This window comes from Meiothermus hypogaeus (genome assembly GCF_003574035.1).
Lineage (GTDB): Bacteria > Deinococcota > Deinococci > Deinococcales > Thermaceae > Meiothermus > Meiothermus hypogaeus.
The window spans coordinates 1-13,372 of sequence record NZ_QWKY01000003.1 but is presented as its reverse complement, the minus strand read 5'-3'; the positions used below and the strand labels follow the sequence as shown (position 1 = coordinate 13,372).

The following is a 13,372-nucleotide window of genomic DNA, read 5'->3' as shown; positions in this document are numbered from 1 at the left end:
TTTACTCTAACCCTTGGCCCCTGCTTGCGCTTTGTGCACCTGGAAAATTCAATCCACCACCCTAAACCCCAGCGCCTCAGCCCTTTCAACGAAGAACTGAATGTTCTCGCTTTTGGTCTCTCCGCCCAGGCTCTTGCGCTCGTAGGCGCCTTCGGCAGCCAGAATCATAGTCTCGGCCAGGCAGGCCGGTACGGCCCCCTCGCCAAAGTGCAGGTCGAGATTGCCGCGCATGGGCCCCGGAGGCCGCACCACCCCCCCCGGGATCACCCGTACCCCCGGCACCTGCTTGACCGACTCGTCTACGTCGGGCGGCACCCCTTCGTCGTAGATCCAGGCCCCTGGCTTCACGTGCTCGGGAAAGATGACCGGCTGGGGGTCGGAGGTGGCGGTAAAGACCAGGTCGGCCTCCCGCAGAGCGGCCATCTCCAGGGTGGTGACTACTTCCGGTACCGGCTGGCCTTTGCGCTCTAAATTTTGCTTGAGTGTGGCAGCGCTCTTTTCCAGGCGCTCGAGGTTGCGCCCCACCAGAATTAACCTGCCCACCAGCGGCGCTATCTGCCGGGCAATCCCAAAGGCCACCACCCCGTTGGCCCCGACCACCGCGGCGGTGGCTTCCTTTAGCTTGCGCCCGCTCTGCTCAAAGTGGGCCAGGATGCCGGGAATGGCGGCCTTGACCGTGCCGGCGGTGTAGGCCCCGCCGTTGGTGACCTGTATTTCCGGCACGGCTTCTTGCACGATTTTTCCCTTCTCACCCACCACGCTCCAGAAAGCCCCCAGCCCCACCACCGTGCAGCCCAGCTCTTTGGCCAGCCGGGCCCCCTGGATGGCCCGCTGGGTGGCCAGCTCGGGCTTGCCGGTGATCTGGTGGGGCAGCAAGGGGGCCGAGAGCAGGTGGCAGCGAATCTCCCGTCCGTCGGCGGTTTTTACCCCGCGCAACTCACCCACCTTCATGGGCCGGATGGCCTCGGCCAGGTTTTCCACCAGGCTTTGTGGGATCAGGCCCCGCTCGACCAGGGGCTTGGCCCAGCGAAAGCGAGGGCTTTGGAAGAGGTCGTCCACTGTAAGCGGATGAATCATGAAAGCGCAGACCACCTGTTTGTCCGAGGGCAGGGGCAAAGGTTGGCCCAGGCGGGGCTCGGTGCCTTCCAGCATTCGCCCAATGTTTTCCTTGTAGCGCCAGAGCGTTGTCAGCAGCAAAAACCAGGCTGCCAGCTTAGCCCAGATGGAGATGGGCTCGAGGGTAAGCAATAGAGCCAGGGTGGCCGGAATGGTCATGGCCGCCAGCGAGGCATAGCGACTCCACAAAAGAATTCCCGTCGCCACCAGCAAAACCACCAGGGTTAACAGGTAAGGCAGGCCGCCCAGGTAGAGGCCAAAAACAATCCCCACCAGCACCCCGGCGCCCCGCCCGCGCAAAAGCGCTCCCTCGGCCAAAAACCGGGCAGGGTAGAGGTGGCCCAAATAGACCAGCAGCGCAAAAATCACCGCCCAGGACAACCCAAACTGCCCCCCCATCCAGACCGCCAGGAGCCCCTTCAGGAAATCCAGGCCCCAGGCCAGCAGGGCCGGGCCTGCACCCAGGAGCTTGAGGGTGTTCTCGAGGCCCAGGTTATAGGCCGAGGCCAGACGCGGGTCTTGCCCGGTCAGGCGGCGGATGACCCAGTAGCCCAGCGGTAGCGAGCCGATCAGGTAGGCCAGGATTGCCAGCAAAAAAACCATCGGCACAACCTTACCAGAAAAACCCGGCGACGAGATACACGGAACTTTTTGGAACAAGCCCAGGCTCAGGTTCCGCTGGATTACTTGGCCTCGAGGTTGGCGGTTTTGGGTTTCTGGCTCATGGCCCAGAGGGTACCCAACACCAGCACAACCAGAATGAAGAGCGAGAACTGGGTCTTGTCTATGCCCGTGACCCACTCGGGGCGGCTCAGCACTTCCTTGGCGAACTTGTCCCAACCCCCAACGGCCAGCTTGACCCCGGCAAAGCCCACCACCGCAAAAGCCACCGCCTCGAAGCGAGGGTATTTTTCCAGGAGGCCCACAAACAGCACCGCCACAAAGCGCAGGGCCAGGATGCCAATAAATACACCGGTAAAGATAATCCAGAGGGTATCCGAAAGCGCCACCGCCACCAGCACCGAGTCCACGGCAAAGGCCAGGTCGGCCAGCTCGATCTGCGCCACAATGGCCCAGAACTGGCGCGGGGTCACGGTTTTGAGCGTTTGCAAGGCATCGGGGTGGGCTTCCTCTTTGGGCTTAGGTTTGCTGAAGTGCCGGATGGCGATGTAGAGCAAATAAACAGCTCCCAAAGCCTGAATCCACCAGAACTGAATCAGGTACACCGCAAACACCAGGGCCAGGCCGCGCAGAATGTAGGCCCCGACGATGCCGTAAAAAAGAGCCTTTTGCCGCCAGGGTGGGGGTAGTTGCTTGACCATCACCCCCAGCACCATGGCGTTGTCGGCGGAAAGCACCGCCTCCAAGATAATCAGGATTCCAATAACGATCAGCGCTTGTCCAAGTTGTTCCATGGGCCCCCCAGCGCCGTGGATAGGCAAAAGAAAACCACCACGGCTTGCTCGTGTCGTGGTGGTCTCACCAGGGCGATACGCCCAGATTAACCGGAAGCTACTGCTTCGTACTGACGATTAATCAACCCTAAACAGGCCAGATAGGGTGGCTACTCCCCAACCAGTCTGCAGATTAGCAGGCTTTGTCCCATCAAAAGCGCACAAGACTACCATTTGCAAGGGGGAGGCGGAGCCTCAGGCTGGTTTTTCCCAGACGGCCCAGGTGCGGTGGTGCTCCTCCATCCACCCCTCGGCCCAGGCCCGCAGGCGCAGACCGGGGGGCGGGCGCAGGAGTTCGCCCGGTTGCCAGTAGTGCGCGGCCTGGCTGCCCCGGCGGGCTGCTTCCTGGGTGGTAAAGCCTTCCAAAAATACCAGTCCCCCTGGCAGGAGCCGTTCGCGGAAGTGTGCCAGAAGGGGGCGGTGCAGGAAGTACGAGTTGATAACGCCGGCAAAGGGGCCCGGCGGCAAGTGGGGTTGGGGGGATTCCAGGTCGGTCTCGAGCGCCCATACATCAAGACCCCGACGGTTTGCTTCGGAGCGCACAAACTCGAGTGCTATCCGGCTTTTCTCGAGCAAAATCACCGGATGCCCCCGCCCGGCCAGAAAAAAGGCGTTACGCCCGGTGCCTCCGGCCAGGTCCAGCACCAGGCCTGCCGGAAGGTCATGGGCATAAGCCGCCACCACAAAGGCGGGTTGGCTTAGCGGAGGCTGGTTCAGATAGTGGGCGTCCCAGTCTTTGGGCATGGGTCAGGATTCGGAAGTGCGACGAAAGGCCCATAGGCTTCCCAGTACCAGAATAGCCAGCGTCACGCTGAGGAAGAAGGCCTGCGGCAGGTGTAAGGCCAGCTCTGGCCGGTGCAGCCAGACCTCGCTGCCGTGGCCCCAGCCCTCGAGCATTAGCTTGAGCCCGGCCCAGCCCACCACCGCATAGGCCACGGTCTCGAGCCGCGGATACCGCTCGATGATGCCCACCATAACGCCGGCGGCCAGCCGTATCAGCAGAATCCCGATGGCCACGCCGGTAAAGATTACCCAGAACTCCCGGCTGAAAGCAATCACCACCAGCACCGAGTCCACGGCAAAGGCCAGGTCTACCACGTTGATCATGATCACGATGCGCCAGAAGCTGGCGGCAGCGGCTTGTTGCACGCTGATTGGGTCGGCCTGGCTTTGGCTGTTGCGCCGCAAGATGTGGTTCACTGCCAGATACACCAGGTAGAGCCCACCCAGGAGCTGAATCCACCAGATCTGGATGATGATGGTGGCAAAGAGCAAGGCTAGCCCGCGCAGCACATAGGCCCCTATGATGCCGTAAAGCAAAGCCCTCGAGCGCAAGTGCTCCGGCAAAGGCCGCACCATCACGGCCAGCACCATGGCGTTGTCCACAGAAAGAACGGCCTCGAGGGCCACAATGATTAGAATAGCTACAAAAGCCGAACCAAACTCCATAACCTAAAGCCTATCATCTGGCTTTAGGTTCCGAACAGGTACAACAGCGCCGGAGTGAGCCCCTGCCGCCAGGTCATCCAGTTGTGGCCGGAGGGGCGCTCACGGTAGGCGTGCGGGTAGCCCTTGTCGGCCAGCATGGCAGCAAAGCGTCGGTTGGGTGCCAGCAGCCACTCAATCTGACCGGTCTCACAATAAAATCGCAGCGGCAGGGCTTGGCTGTCTAGATACTGTTCGGTGAGCCACTCGGGGTCTTTGTAGGAATCGCCCCCCTCAGGCGAGGCGGTCAGACAGGCCGACTGGGTGGCGACCTTCTGAAACACCTCAGGGTGGCGTAGGGCCAGCCAGCCAGAAACCAGCCCGCCCAGGCTAGCACCCATCAGGCCCCTTTCCGGCGTGGGGCCGTAATGCGACTCCACCGCTGGGATAATCTCGTTCAGAACGTGCTCCTCGTAGCTGGGGTCGAACCAGTATTCTTTGCGGCGGTCTTCGGGTTCAATAAACACAATTCGCACTGGCCGGATTTCCTCCAGCTCACAAAGCCCCTGAGCCACCTCGGCCAGCCTGGCGGTGCGGTAGTAGGCCACACCGTCGTGCACGTAGAGGGTGGCCTGAGCTGCCGCCTGGGGGTCGAACACGTAGTAGCGGCGGGTACTGCCAAAGGCCTTGGACTCCAGCCGGTGCCGGTGCACGTTTACCGGGCGAGAGGGTTGGTGCGGTGCGGCGTATTGAAAGCCCGGCAGCTCGATGGCCCGGGGGTAGCTCCACCAGGGGTTTTGGGCTTTGTGGGGGTTGTCGGGGTCGGGGAAGGGCTCTTTGTTTTCGTCCAGGAAGGCATACTCCACATAAGCCCCGGTGGGGAACTCGAGGGTCAGCGGCTTCTCGATGGGAAGGGGTTTTTTGTCCCAATCGGTAAAGTCGCCGACCAGGAATTTGGCCTGGGCCGGCGGATGAAAAGTAACAGAGCGTGCGTGTACCTCGACCATACCGGCTTTTATCTTAGCCGGGTATAAGATTTTCGGGTGGAGCCCTTACAAGACAACTATGGTGCGGTGGTAGCCTGGTTGAACGCAAGCCCGGCAGCGCCGATGTGTGGTGCCCTGGCCGGCCTGACTTTTGCCGCCAAGGATTTGTTCGATGTGGCCGGACTGCCCACCGCAGCCGGTAACCCCGATTTTGCCGGGTGGTGGGGCTTGCCAATCCAGGATGCCTGGGCTGTGGCGGCCCTCAAGAAAGCAGGCGCCCGGCTGGTGGCCAAGACCCACACCCACGAACTGGCCTACGGCATGACCGGCATCAACCCCCACTTTGGCACACCCCGAAACCCCAGGGTGCCGGCTGGAATTCCCGGGGGTTCGTCTTCGGGTTCGGCGGTAGCGGTAGCGGCCGGCCTGGTGCCGGTGGCCCTGGGCAGCGATACGGCAGGCTCGGTGCGGATTCCGGCCTCGCTGTGCGGCGTATATGCCTATCGCCCGACCCATGGGGCCATTCCTACCCAGGGGGTGGTGCCCCTGGCCCCTGGCTACGATACGGTGGGCCTGCTGGCAGCGGGCCCTGAGGTTATGGAGCGCTGTGCCAGGGTGCTGCTCTGTGAGGCCCTGCCGGTGGTGCGCTTTGAGCGCGCAGTTCTGCTACGCGATGCCCTGGAGCTTTGCGACCCAGAAGCCCACGCTGCTGTGGAGCGGGTAGCGCAAAGGCTTGAAGCACTGGGTATCGCCGTTGAGGAGAAATCACTCGGTCTGCTGCAAGAAGCTCGAGAGGCCCAGCGGGTTTTGCAGGGCGCCCAGGCCTGGGGTTTTCACCAGGGGTGGCTCGAGGAGCGGCAACCCCGCTTAGGCGAGGATGTTCGGAAACTCCTGGAAATGGCCTCGAGGCTCACCGCAGGCGAGATCGGACGGGCCCTGAGCGAGCAGGTGCGCCTGAGAGCCGAGATGGGCGCTTTACTTTCGCCCGGTACGTTGGTACTGTTGCCCGCGACCCCCAGTTCAGCCCCCCAGGTAAGCACCCTGCACGACCCCGAAAAAGCCCTGGCCTTCCGCTGGCGCACGCTCAGCCTGACCTGTTACGCCAGTGTGCTGGGTGCACCCGTGGTCTCGGTGCCTGCCGAGCAACCCGGTGAAAAGCCCATTGGCGTGCAGCTTGTGGGGCCCTGGGGTAGCGATATGGGTTTGCTGAATATAGCACGACAGGCTTTCAAATAGAACGCTCTTCACATGGAATGAGCCTCCCGAGAATCAAGAATTCTCTATCCGAGACAGAACAGCTGCCGCCCGGAAACTCGAAACCAAGCACCCGTGGGCCGGGCCCGGCCCACGCTTGGGTGCGTAATACCGGATTCAAAAAGACAGTTCACAAAACCAAAAAACCCATAGGTTGTCTTTTTGAATCCTAGAGCACACCCCTCCCTGTCGGTCGGCGAAGAAAGCGTCTCCCTTCGGTCGGGTTGATTCGTTACCGTTCGGTAACGAATCAACCGAATCTGGTATAACATGCGTTTGGGCGCAGACGCATTCTCGTTTTCGCGGGCGGCAACGTCTGTGAAGGGTGCGAAGGCGTGCCTGGTTTACCGACTTCGGGGGTCGAGCACCTCGGCCAGTGCGTCGCCAAACAGGTTAATGCCCAGCACCAGCAGGCTAATAGCCACGCCAGGAAAGGTGGCCACCCACCAACCCCCAAAGAACAGCACCTCGCGTCCATCGGCCAGCATCTGTCCCCAGCTGGGAATTTCGGGGGGCACCCCGGAGAGCCCCAGGAACGAAAGCGCAGCCTCGGTCACGATCAAGCGTGCGAGTTCCAGGGTAGCCACCACAATCAGCGGCCCGGCTGCGTTGGGCAGGAGGTGCTTGAGCATGATGCGCCGCCCAGAGGCCCCCAGGGCATGGGCGGCCTGGACAAACTCCCGCTCCTTGAGCGATAAAATCTCGCCCCGTACCACCCGTGCATACAACACCCAGCTGGTAACGCCCAGCACCACAATGGTATTGGTCAGGCTGGGCCCCAGCGCAGCGATAATGGCGATTACCAGCAGGATAAACGGCAGCGAAAGCTGGATGTCGCCGAGGCGCATCAAAAAGTCATCTACCCGCCCCCCCAGGTAGCCCGACAGCAGGCCCAGTGGAATCCCAATCGCTGCGCCGATCAGTACCCCGGCCACGGCTACAACTAAAGAGAGCCTGGCGCCATGGTAGATGCGCGAGAGCATATCGCGCCCCAGACGGTCGGTGCCCAGCAGATGGCCCTCGGTGCCGGGGGGTTTGGTGATGGCCTGGAGGTCTTGCTGGGTGGGGTTGTGGGGGCTGATCAGTGGGGCAAAAACGGCCATCAGCACAAAGAGAATCATCAGGCCAATCCCAATGGTAGCTGAGGGGGCGCGAAGGATTTTACGCATGGGACCCCCCTTGTGACTGCCACGAAAATCTCTTCCCGGCGGGCTGCCCAGAACCCTGGAAGTGACCGACGGCCATATTCACCAGAGGAGCTGTCTTTCCCCAGCCCATGGCCTCTAACCCCTGACCCCTATGCATAGCGCACCCTGGGGTCAAGCACCCCATAGAGCAAGTCCACCACCAGATTGATAACCGCCAGCAGCACTGCAAACACAATGACCGCAGCCTGCACCACCGGGAAATCTTGCTGGGTTACGGCGGTCAGTACCAATCGCCCCACGCCCGGCCAGGCAAAAATCGTCTCGGTGATGACCGCCCCCGAGAGCAGGTTGCCCAGTTGCAGCCCAATGACCGTGACAACCGGAATGGCTGCGTTGCGCAGGGCGTGTTTGTAGATGACCACCCGCTCGCTCAAGCCTTTGGCGCGTGCGGTGCGTACGTGGTCGCTGCGCAGCTCGCGGAGCACGCCCCCTCGAGTCAGGCGGGTGATGGCTGCCATCGAAAAAGTGCCCACCGCAATGGCCGGCAGAACCAGGTTGGCCAGGGCCGGGAGGCCGGGAAGGGGCCCGACCCCGTAGCCCGAGATGGGTAGCCAGCGCAGCTCGAGCCCAAACACCAGAATGAGCATCAGGGCCAGCCAGAACACCGGCAAGGACTGGCCCAAGAGCGCAAAAAACAACACCACAAACTCGAGGGTAGTGCCCTTTCGTACCGCCGCAATCACTCCTGCCAGCACACCAAAAACCACTGCGAACAACAAGGCTGCACCGGCCAGCACCATGCTGGCGGGCATCCGCTCCAACACCAGCCCCAAAGCCGGGGTCTGGTTACGCAGCGAGATGCCCAGGTCGCCCTGCACGGCCCGGCCCATGTAGCTCAGGTACTGCTGCCAGACCGGGCGGTCAAAGCCGTTGGCCTTGCGGAACTGCTCGCGCACCTCCGGCGTGGCGTCCAGCGGCAGCAACAGGTTGACCGGGTCGCCCGACAAAAACAGTAAAAAGAAGGCCAGTGTCGCGGTTCCCCAGACCACTACCAAAACCAGTGCGAGACGACGGATTAGATAGGCAGCCATAGGTGGTTTAGAGCCGAGGGTCTAGGGCAAAAGAATTGCCTGGCGTTTAGCGTATTGAGGATCAAGACCTCGATATAACCTGTGCCTTTTACCAAGGGTTACGGACGATAGACAATCACCTTTTCGATGTGACCCTGTTGGCAAAACAACAGACGCTGTCATTTCTACTTTAGCTGCGACTAAAGGCAATACAGCAGGGTCGAGTATCAATATCCTGCTTTGTGACTCCGTTTTGATACCCAACCATACCCAACCATGGCTGCATGCCTTATTTCAAGGCCATGTCGGCCACAAACAGCCGCTCGTCGGGACGGGGTTTCCAGTCCACCCGCTTGGCCACGCCATACAGGTCTTCTTGCTGGTGCAGGAAAATCCAGGGGGCTTCGGCCCGCAAGACCCGCAGTGCATCTAGGTAGAGCTTCTTGCGCTGGTCGGGGTCGGTGGTGCGCTGGGCTTGTAACAGAGCATTGTCCAGCGGCACCGAACGGATGTAGCTGAAGGCTACCTGACGGGGGCCACCGCGCACGGTACCGCCGTAGAACAGGCTATAAAGCGAGTTATCGGCATCGAACTCGTTGTTGCCCCAGCCCAGCAGCACTGCGTCGGTGGGGATGCGGCGCTCGAGAATCTGACCCACGTAGGTGCTCCACTCCTGTACCCGCAGCTCTACCCGCACCCCGACCTGGGCCAGCTGGCCTACCAGGGCTTCGGCTACCTGGCGGTCGTTGAGGTAACGCCCGTTGGGCGAACCCATGGTCATGGTGAATCCATTGGGGTAGCCTGCCTCGGCCAGCAGCTGTTTAGCCCGCGCAGGGTTGTACTCGTAGGGCTGACAACTTCTGGCATCGTAACCAAAAATGTAACTGTTGAGCGAACAGCCGGTGGGCTGCCCAAAGCCGCCCAGTACGTTCTTGACGATGGTGCGCTTGTCTACCGCGTAGTTGAGTGCCAGGCGCACCTTGGGGTTGGCCAGGGGGCTATCGGCTTTGCCGCTGGTATTCAGCATGATGAAGATATTCCGAATGCTGGGCACACTACGAACCTCGGCAGCCCCTGAGGCCCGCACGGCGTTCACCGCCTCCGGTACCAGGTTGGTGATGATGTCCACCCCACCCGAGACCAGCTCGGCTACCCGGCTACTGGCTTCGGGGATGGGCCGGAAGATCACCCGGCGGATTTTGGGGGCGCCGCCCCAATAGTTGGGGTTGGCCTCGAGTTCAAACTGCTGGTCGCGCACCCAGCGCACAAACTTGTAGGGGCCGGTGCCCACCGGCTCTTGCAGGTAGCGGTTGCCGCCCTCGGTAACGTACTTCTGCGGCAGGATATAAAAGCCCGTAAGGCGGGTGACAAACACCGGGAAGGGGTTACGGGTGGTGAAGCGCAGGGTGGTGGGGTTGATCACCTGCACGCTGGCCAGGTTGGCCCAGGAATTGGAAATGCGCAAGGGCTTTTGTGGATCAATCACCCGATCAAAGTTCCACTTGACGGTTTCGGCGGTCAGTTCTTCGCCGTTGTGAAACTTGACCCCCTGACGGATGGTCATCTCCCAGGTGGTGGGGTTGATGGCCCGCACACCCGTGGCCAACCAGGGCCGGGCGGTGCCGTCCGGCATCCGCATGTAGAGGGTGTCGAAGATGTTCGAAAGCACATTGGCGGTGGGGGTCTCGAGCTGGTTGTTCGGGTCGAGCACCGTTACATCTACCCCCTGTGCAATCACGATGGTGTCGGGGCGTTGAGCCCAGGCACTCCCCACCAGGACCAGGCCAGCCAAAAAGCCAATCCAACCTTTGTTCATTCCTACCTCCTTGCTGAACGCAGATTGCCGCTTATCTTATCGGATTTAAGGGTTTGTGCAAATCGGCCAATTCGCTCAGCATGAATACACCATGCTTTCTTTGGCTTCCCTTTGCCGAAAAGCAGTTTCGAGAAGCAAAAAAGCTAAAGCGCAAAGCCGCGAATTGTGTATAGAAACATCCAGGTTTCAGCCCGCATTTCGCAAGCCCGCGGCGATGCCCAGCAAGGAGAGCATCAGGGCCCGCTCCAAACCTGGGCGTTCAGGAGCCTCGGGGGGGGTGCGGCGGTAGCGCTCGAGCAACTCCACCTGCACCAGCGAGATGGGGTCTACATAGGGGTTGCGTAGCTCGGTCTGGCGGGCCAGCACGGGGTGGTTGAAAAGCAGGGTGTTCTGGAAAGTTTCTTCCAGAATGGCCCTGGTTTTTTCGAATGCCCCTGCAATGCTGGGGAAGAAACACTCGGCCAGGGAGGGCTCAACCAGGCGCAGATACTCCCGGGCAATCCCCAGATCGGCCTTGGCCAGGGCAATGGCCGCGCTATCCAGGGTGGTAGCAAAAAAGGGCCACTGCGCAAACATTTCCCGCCGTAGGGTGAGTGGAATTTCCTCCAGTCCTTCGGCCAGCCCGTACCAGCCGGGAATCAACAGCCGCACCTGCGTCCAGGACATCACCCAGGGAATGGCCCTCAGGTCCTTGATTTCGCGCACCCGCCCCGAGCGATACACGGGCCGACTGGCAATGTTGAGGGCGCCGATCTCGCGGATGGGGGTGAGCTGCTCGTAAAACTCGAAGAAGCCCGGGCGCAACAAAAGCTCGCGGTAGACCTCGGTGGAGCGTTCGGCAGCCCGTTTCATGGCCTCCCGCCACTCGGGGCGCAGGGGCTCGGCCTGTCCGTACAGGTCGCGCGCCGAGGCCAGGGCCATGTGATAAAGCATCTGCTCGAGGTTCCGGTAGGCCAGGTCGGGGTGGGCGTAGCGGTCGGCCAGGGCCTCGCCCTGCTCGGTCAGGCGCATCCGGCTACCCACCGTACCGGGCGGCAGGCTGGCAATGGCCCGCCCGGCGGTGCCACCCCCACGAGCGGTGGAGGTACCGCGCCCGTGGAAATAGTAGACCTGCACACCCCGGCTCTTGGCCGTGGCGGTAATGGCTTCCTGGGCCTGGTAGAGCGCCCAGTTGGCGGCTAGAAAGCCCGCGTCTTTGTTGGAATCGGAGTAGCCAATCATGACCTCGAGGCCCCCCCGCCCCTGTACGTGGGCCTTGAAGACTGGGTTGTCCAGGAGGCGGGCCACCACCTGTGGCGCGTTTTGCAGGTCGCCCAGGGTTTCGAACAGCGGCACCACATCGAAGGGCAGTGCCCGACCAGTGCGATAAAGCCCTACTTCCCGCGCCAGCATCAGCACCTCGAGCAGGTCGCTGGGGTAGTGGGTCATCGAGACCACGTGGGCCCCCCGCGCCCGCCAGTTGCGCAGGGCTTCCAGTGCGGTTTGCAGCGCTTTGGTCTGGGGACGGTAGCCCACCGGCGCCAGGGGCCGGGCTGTGGCCAGTTCCTGGGTTAAGAGGGCCTCCCTTTGCTGGGGTTCCAGCCCTCCGTAATGCTCGTGGACCCCGGCGGTTTTCAGCAGTTCGGCTACTGCTTCGGTCAGGGCGCGGGACTCCTCGCGCAAATCCAGGCTAACCAGCTCGAGGCCAAAAGCCTCGGCATTCAGGCGCAGGGGGCGTACGCTGACCCTGGCAATCTCCTCGAGGCCAAGCTGATTGAGACTGGTCTCGGCCTTGCGTAAGTCCCCTATAAACTCCGGGGTTCCGCTGTAGCCAGGGCCGGTTTGCTCGCCCAACAAAGCCCGCAGCTTGTAGCGCAGCCCCATGCCAAACTGGCGGTAGGGTTCCCCCTGGAAACGTTCGGGCAGTGCCAAACGCCTGGCATGCTCTTCCAGAACCAGCCGCAATTCACGGCTAATCGTGATGCGATCCTCGCTGAGCGACAAGTCCCGAATCAGGCCGTCCACATCTTCTACAAACTTGCGCAGGGCAGTTTCGCGCGCGTAGTTCTGCGCCCAGCTCGTAACCTCCGGCACCACATTGGGGTTGCCATCCCGGTCGCCCCCAATCCAGCTCCGAAACACCAGCGGGGGCGAAAGGTCGGGGCGCTGGCCGTAGTGGGCCTCGAGCGCACTTTCCAGGCCATCGACCAGCCGGGGAATGGCTTGCCAGAGGGTATAGGTGGTGTAGAAAAGTCCACCTTTGACCTCGTCCTCCACGCTTGGACGGCTTTTGCGGAGTTCGGAGGTGCCCCATAAGAGGGCTACTCGAGCGTTTAGCGGAGGGTGGGAATCAGAAATGAGCGGTGAAGCAGCAACCTCTTTGTTTTTCCCTAGCGCCTCTTCATCTGAACTTCCCCGCTCGGCTGCGTCCAGGAGCTTCTCAATCTCGCTGATGTGATACCGCTGGGTACGGCGGCGGGTCTCGGTGGGGTGTGCGGTAAAGGTCAGGTGTAGCCGCAAACGGGATAGCACATCCACGACCTGCTCATAAGACAAACCCTGGTTCTTGAGCTGGCCGATTAGGGCCAGAAACGATTCACCCCTGGGGGCTTGGGGGGTGCTTTTCTTCTCCCGTTCCCGATTGACCCGCACCCGGTGGCGTTCTTCCGCCAAATTAACCAGATGAAAATAGGTGGCAAAAGCCCGTATCATGTTTTCGGCTTCTGCAAGCGAGAGTCCCCGCACGGTCGCCAGTAACTGTTGCCGGGTAGTTTCTGACGGGCTTTGCCGTAGAGCCTTGGTGAGCTCGCGTACCCGTTCCTCTAGTTCAAAAACACGCTCTCCCGAAAGGGTGCGGATGGCCTTTCCCAATGACCGCCCCAACAAATCCACCTCTCGCTTTAGCTGTTCGAACAACCGCTGCTCGCTCATTGGCGATAGTGTATCGGGTTTGGAAGCGATTCCCAAATGTTCATACCATCTTTGTTTGGGCAAGTTATACCAGATTCGGTTAGTTCGTCACCAAAGGGTGACGAACTAACCCGACCGAAGTTATCCGCGTAGCGGAGGGCGATACCGCCCCTTGGAAGTTATCCGCGTAGCGGAGGGCGATACCGCCCCTTGG

General features: G+C 61.4%; 10 protein-coding genes. 1 reads left to right on the top strand and 9 read right to left on the bottom strand.

The features are described 5' to 3' along the window. Nucleotides 1-48 precede the first annotated feature (48 nt). The 5 genes from Mhypo_RS01175 to Mhypo_RS01155 form a co-directional block, all read right to left on the bottom strand. Complete coding sequence (locus Mhypo_RS01175) at nt 49-1,719, bottom strand: glycerol-3-phosphate acyltransferase (protein WP_119339533.1); 1,671 nt, start codon at nt 1,717-1,719, stop codon at nt 49-51. A gap of 80 nt (nt 1,720-1,799) precedes the next feature. Next, complete coding sequence (locus Mhypo_RS01170; RefSeq protein ID WP_119339532.1) at nt 1,800-2,531, bottom strand: TerC family protein; 732 nt, start codon at nt 2,529-2,531, stop codon at nt 1,800-1,802. Nucleotides 2,532-2,765: 234 nt separating this feature from the next. Then, entirely contained in the window at nt 2,766-3,314 is a 549-nt protein-coding gene (locus tag Mhypo_RS01165; RefSeq protein WP_119339531.1) for a class I SAM-dependent methyltransferase, read from the bottom strand. Nucleotides 3,315-3,317: 3 nt separating this feature from the next. Then, complete coding sequence (locus Mhypo_RS01160; protein WP_119339530.1) at nt 3,318-4,019, bottom strand: TerC family protein; 702 nt, start codon at nt 4,017-4,019, stop codon at nt 3,318-3,320. 23 nt (nt 4,020-4,042) lie between these two features. Further along, nucleotides 4,043-5,002, bottom strand: coding sequence for an alpha/beta hydrolase-fold protein (locus Mhypo_RS01155; RefSeq protein WP_119339529.1), 960 nt, complete (start codon nt 5,000-5,002; stop codon nt 4,043-4,045). A gap of 36 nt (nt 5,003-5,038) precedes the next feature. On the opposite strand from Mhypo_RS01155, the gene Mhypo_RS01150 reads away from it, so the two are divergent. After that, complete coding sequence (locus tag Mhypo_RS01150; protein WP_147075294.1) at nt 5,039-6,217, top strand: amidase family protein; 1,179 nt, start codon at nt 5,039-5,041, stop codon at nt 6,215-6,217. A 362-nt stretch (nt 6,218-6,579) separates the two neighbouring features. Here Mhypo_RS01150 and Mhypo_RS01145 read toward each other — a convergent pair whose 3' ends face one another. The 4 genes from Mhypo_RS01145 to Mhypo_RS01130 all read right to left on the bottom strand — a co-directional run bounded on the left by Mhypo_RS01145 (nt 6,580) and on the right by Mhypo_RS01130 (nt 13,179). Next, on the bottom strand, nt 6,580-7,404 hold the full coding sequence (locus tag Mhypo_RS01145; protein ID WP_119339527.1) for an ABC transporter permease: 825 nt from the start codon (nt 7,402-7,404) through the stop codon (nt 6,580-6,582). Nucleotides 7,405-7,532: 128 nt separating this feature from the next. After that, a complete protein-coding gene (locus tag Mhypo_RS01140; RefSeq protein WP_119339526.1) occupies nt 7,533-8,474 on the bottom strand; it encodes an ABC transporter permease in 942 nt (313 codons plus the stop codon). A gap of 268 nt (nt 8,475-8,742) precedes the next feature. Continuing rightward, the gene (locus Mhypo_RS01135; RefSeq protein WP_119339525.1) at nt 8,743-10,269 is read right to left on the bottom strand and encodes an ABC transporter substrate-binding protein; all 1,527 of its coding nucleotides are present in this window, start codon (nt 10,267-10,269) and stop codon (nt 8,743-8,745) included. 186 nt (nt 10,270-10,455) lie between these two features. Beyond that, nucleotides 10,456-13,179, bottom strand: a complete 2,724-nt coding sequence (locus Mhypo_RS01130) for a phosphoenolpyruvate carboxylase (RefSeq protein ID WP_119339524.1) — start codon at nt 13,177-13,179, stop codon at nt 10,456-10,458. Nucleotides 13,180-13,372 lie beyond the last annotated feature (193 nt).

Excerpts from the sequence above, each read along its gene's own strand:
- Mhypo_RS01155 (WP_119339529.1), bottom strand. The coding sequence starts at position 5,002 with ATGGTCGAGGTACACGCACGCTCTGTTACTTTTCATCCGCCGGCCCAG.
- Mhypo_RS01145 (WP_119339527.1), bottom strand. The coding sequence starts at position 7,404 with ATGCGTAAAATCCTTCGCGCCCCCTCAGCTACCATTGGGATTGGCCTG.
- Mhypo_RS01170 (WP_119339532.1), bottom strand. The coding sequence starts at position 2,531 with ATGGAACAACTTGGACAAGCGCTGATCGTTATTGGAATCCTGATTATC.
- Mhypo_RS01135 (WP_119339525.1), bottom strand. The coding sequence starts at position 10,269 with ATGAACAAAGGTTGGATTGGCTTTTTGGCTGGCCTGGTCCTGGTGGGG.
- Mhypo_RS01160 (WP_119339530.1), bottom strand. The coding sequence starts at position 4,019 with ATGGAGTTTGGTTCGGCTTTTGTAGCTATTCTAATCATTGTGGCCCTC.
- Mhypo_RS01165 (WP_119339531.1), bottom strand. The coding sequence starts at position 3,314 with ATGCCCAAAGACTGGGACGCCCACTATCTGAACCAGCCTCCGCTAAGC.
- Mhypo_RS01140 (WP_119339526.1), bottom strand. The coding sequence starts at position 8,474 with ATGGCTGCCTATCTAATCCGTCGTCTCGCACTGGTTTTGGTAGTGGTC.
- Mhypo_RS01175 (WP_119339533.1), bottom strand. The coding sequence starts at position 1,719 with ATGGTTTTTTTGCTGGCAATCCTGGCCTACCTGATCGGCTCGCTACCG.
- Mhypo_RS01130 (WP_119339524.1), bottom strand. The coding sequence starts at position 13,179 with ATGAGCGAGCAGCGGTTGTTCGAACAGCTAAAGCGAGAGGTGGATTTG.